Origin of the sequence: Phaeovulum sp. (genome assembly GCF_041596715.1) — a bacterium.
Taxonomy (GTDB): Bacteria; Pseudomonadota; Alphaproteobacteria; order Rhodobacterales; family Rhodobacteraceae; genus UBA6213.
Window position 1 is genome coordinate 1 of record NZ_JBFHIA010000261.1, and the last position, 3,983, is coordinate 3,983.

At 62.4% G+C, this 3,983-nt stretch carries 3 protein-coding genes; all 3 read left to right on the forward strand.

Annotation, left to right across the window (positions count from 1 at the left end; all coding sequences use genetic code 11):
- Positions 1 to 1,813, forward strand: a 1,813-nt coding sequence (locus tag ABY403_RS14210; RefSeq protein ID WP_372841483.1) for an AAA family ATPase, incomplete at its 5' end; no start/stop codon positions are given.
- A 177-nt stretch (positions 1,814 to 1,990) separates the two neighbouring features.
- The gene (gene msrP / locus ABY403_RS14215) at positions 1,991 to 2,908 is read left to right on the forward strand and encodes a protein-methionine-sulfoxide reductase catalytic subunit MsrP (RefSeq protein WP_372841484.1); all 918 of its coding nucleotides are present in this window, start codon (positions 1,991 to 1,993) and stop codon (positions 2,906 to 2,908) included.
- Positions 2,908 to 3,516 carry a protein-methionine-sulfoxide reductase heme-binding subunit MsrQ gene (msrQ, locus tag ABY403_RS14220; protein WP_372841485.1) on the forward strand — a complete coding sequence of 203 codons (609 nt, stop codon included), beginning with the start codon at positions 2,908 to 2,910 and terminating at the stop codon, positions 3,514 to 3,516. The genes msrP and msrQ overlap by 1 nt, the downstream gene beginning before the upstream one ends.
- The last annotated feature ends 467 nt before the right edge of the window (positions 3,517 to 3,983 follow it).

Below are 3,983 nucleotides of genomic sequence, written 5' to 3' on the forward strand. Positions count from 1 at the left end.
AACCGCGGCGGGCGAGATCATCCTGTTCATCGACGAGATGCACACGCTGGTCGGCGCAGGCAAGGCCGATGGGGCGATGGATGCGGCCAACCTGATCAAGCCAGCGCTGGCGCGGGGCGAGTTGCACTGCGTGGGTGCCACCACGCTGGATGAATACCGCAAGTATGTGGAAAAAGACGCAGCCTTGGCGCGGCGTTTTCAACCGGTGTTGGTTGAAGAGCCGACGGTCGAAGACACGATCTCGATTCTGCGCGGTATCAAGGAAAAATACGAGTTGCACCACGGCGTGCGGATTTCCGACAGCGCCTTGGTGGCGGCGGCGACGCTGAGCCATCGCTATATCACCGACCGCTTTCTGCCCGACAAGGCAATCGACCTGATGGACGAGGCCGCAAGCCGCTTGCGCATGGAAGTGGACAGCAAGCCCGAAGAGCTTGACGCGCTGGACCGCGAAATCCTGCAAAAGCAGATCGAGGCCGAGGCGCTGAAGAAAGAGGACGATGCCGCAAGCCGTGATCGGCTGGAGCGGTTGCAAAAAGAGCTGGGCGATCTGACGCAGCGCAGTGCGGAAATGACCGCGAAGTGGCAGGCCGAACGCGACAAGCTGGAAGCCTCGCGCGGGTTGAAGGAGCAGCTGGAGCACGCCCGCACCGAGCTTGACCAAGCCAAGCGCGAGGGCAACCTCGGGCGCGCGGGCGAGTTGAGCTATGGCGTGATTCCGGGGCTGGAACGCAAGCTGGCCGAAAGCGACACGCTGGCCGAGGCGATGGTGTCCGAGGCGGTGCGCCCCGAGCAGATCGCCGAAGTGGTGGAACGCTGGACCGGCATTCCCACCAGCAAGATGCTGGAAGGCGAGCGCGAAAAGCTGCTGAAGATGGAAGAAGAGCTTGGCAAGCGCGTGATAGGCCAAAAGGCGGCCGTGACGGCGGTGGCCAATGCGGTGCGCCGCGCGCGTGCGGGCCTGAATGACGAGGGGCGGCCCTTGGGCAGCTTTCTTTTCCTTGGTCCGACCGGCGTGGGTAAGACCGAGCTGACCAAAGCGGTGGCCGAATACCTGTTCGATGATGACGACGCGATGGTGCGCATCGACATGTCGGAGTTCATGGAAAAGCACGCGGTGGCCCGCCTGATCGGCGCGCCTCCGGGCTATGTGGGCTATGACGAGGGCGGTGTGCTGACCGAGGCGGTGCGGCGCAGGCCCTATCAGGTGCTGCTGTTCGACGAGGTGGAAAAGGCGCATCCCGACGTGTTCAACGTGCTGTTGCAGGTGCTGGACGATGGGGTGCTGACCGATGGACACGGCCGGCACGTCGATTTCAAGCAAACGCTGATCGTGCTGACCTCGAACCTTGGTAGCCAGGCGCTGAGCCAGTTGCCCGAAGGGTCTGACAGCGGGCAGGCGCGGGCCGAGGTGATGGAAGCCGTGCGCGCCCATTTCCGCCCCGAGTTCCTGAACCGTCTGGACGAGACGATCATCTTCGAGCGGCTGACGCGCAGCGATATGGATGGCATCGTGCTGATCCAGATGCGGCAGTTGGAAAAGCGGCTTGCGGCGCGCAAGATCACGCTTTCGCTTGATGATGCGGCGCGGCACTGGCTGGCCGACGAAGGCTATGACCCGGTGTTTGGCGCGCGCCCCCTGAAGCGGGTGATCCAGCGGAACCTGCAAGACCCGCTGGCCGAAATGCTGCTGTCGGGCGATGTGAAGGATGGCGATACGGTTGTGGTCTCCGCCGGGCCGGAAGGGCTTGTGGTGGGCGGTCGCCCGCCGCGCATGGCGCAGGAAAAGCCCTTCGGCGCATCGCTGCATTAAAGGCTGCGGGCGCGGGTAAGCCCCGCGCCCGCGTTGCCATTAACCCCTTGGGGGCCCCCCGCGCTATGGTCGGGCCTCTCACTCTGCCGTGTGGGGCGTTGACGATACGTTGGCGCAAACGTGAGTCGGTCACCGTGCCGCTGCGTGCTATACCCTCGCTATTGCAGGGAGAACGCGATGACCAAGAGACATTCAAAACTGGGTTGGGCCGATGTCACACCCAAGGCGCATTACCTGAACCGCCGCGCTTTCATGGCCGCTGCCGGTGGCGTGGCCGTAGCGGGGCCTGCGCTGGCCGGGTTGGGGGCTGCGAAAAGTCAGTATTCCACCGATGCCACACCAAACTCGCTGGAAGATATTACCGGCTATTCCAACTACTATGAGTTCGGCACCGACAAATCCGACCCGGCGCGCTATGCCGATGCCCTGACCATCGACCCTTGGTCGGTAGAAGTGGATGGGCTGGTCGAGCGGCCGGGGCGCTATGATCTGGCCGATGTGCTGCGCGGCAAGGCGCTGGAAGAGCGTATCTATCGGCTGCGCTGCGTCGAGGCATGGTCGATGGTGGTGCCGTGGGTCGGCTTTGAGCTGTCGGCGTTTCTGGCGCAGGTCGGTGTGCAGCCCGGTGCGAAATACGTGGCCTTTGAAACGCTGGTGCGGCCAGAAGAAATGCGGATGCAGAAATACGGGATTCTTGAGTGGCCCTACCGCGAAGGGCTGCGGCTGGACGAGGCGATGCACCCGCTGACCATTCTTGCCACCGGGCTTTATGACGAGCCATTGCCCAAGGGCAACGGCGCGCCGCTGCGGCTGGTGGTGCCGTGGAAATACGGGTTCAAGTCGATCAAGGCGATCGTGCGCATGACGCTGACCGATACCCAGCCAGACAACACTTGGCGCATGAGCCAAGCCAGCGAGTACGGCTTTTATGCCAACGTGAACCCCAACGTGGATCACCCACGCTGGAGCCAAGCGAGCGAGCGGGTGATCGGCGCGGGGCTGTTTAGCAATCGCGTGCCGACCGAGATGTTCAACGGCTACGGTGATGAAGTGGCCAGCCTGTATGCAGGCATGGATCTGGCAAAGAACTACTGATGGCGGTGTCATTTTCGCTTCCCTTCGCGCCCTCGGTGAATGGCGCGCTCAGGCGCGTGCCGATCTGGGTGGTATGGATCGCGGGCGTCTTGCCGCTTGGCTGGATCGTCTGGCTTCTTTTCACCGGCGGGCTGGGCGTGGACCCGGTGAAAGAGATCGAGCACCGATTGGGCAAGATCGGCCTGCAACTGATCGTGGCGGGGCTGCTGGTCACGCCACTCCGGCGCTGGGGCGGGTTGAACCTGTTGCGGTTTCGCCGCGCGATTGGGGTAGCCGCCTTTGCCTATGTTTCGCTGCACCTGCTGGCGTGGCTGGTGCTTGATATGGCGCTGTTCTGGCAGCAGGCGCTGGGCGACATCGCCAAGCGGCCCTATCTGACGGCGGGCATGGCCGCCTTTGCGCTGCTGTTGCCGCTGGCAGTGACATCGAACAACTGGTCGCTGCGGCGTCTGGGGGGCGCGCGCTGGCGCAGATTGCATCAGCTGGTCTATCCGGCGGCCCTGCTGGGGGCGGTGCATTACCTGTGGCTGGTCAAGGCATGGCCGGTTGAACCCTTTGTCTATCTGGGCGCGATTCTGGCGCTGCTGGCACTGCGTTTGTGGCGCTGAGCGCAAGTTTGCCGCCCTGGCGGGGGCGGTTTTGGCATTCGTTTCGCCGCAGGGGGTGATTTGCGAAATATTGTTGCGCAAGAGAGGGGTTTGCGGGGGTGGGGCGTATTAAAAACTGAATGTTTAGAACGCCTTGCAGGTTTTGCGAAAAAAAAGCGCGGTTTGTGAAAAAAGTCTCTTGCGGACCCCGGCCTGTGCCCGTAAATACCCCCTCACCGCAGCGGCAAACACCGAGACGGTAAGCAGGAAGCGCCGCAAGGCACTGAAAGCAAACGAAAATTGGAGATCGATCTGGCCGATGCGCTAAGAGTTTAGCGCGCCGGGCATGTTTTGTCTCTGTGCTCTTTGACAAGATAATTACTGAAGGGATATGTGGGCGGTTCGGGTTGTTTCGATGACTGGACGTTTGCATATCGGCTCACTAGCGCAAGCGATGATGTGAGTGTCAGCTTCACTGTTTGTCGGTC

Coding starts and splice junctions, on each gene's coding strand:
- msrP (WP_372841484.1), top strand. CDS start 1,991: ATGACCAAGAGACATTCAAAACTGGGTTGGGCCGATGTCACACCCAAG.
- msrQ (WP_372841485.1), top strand. CDS start 2,908: ATGGCGGTGTCATTTTCGCTTCCCTTCGCGCCCTCGGTGAATGGCGCG.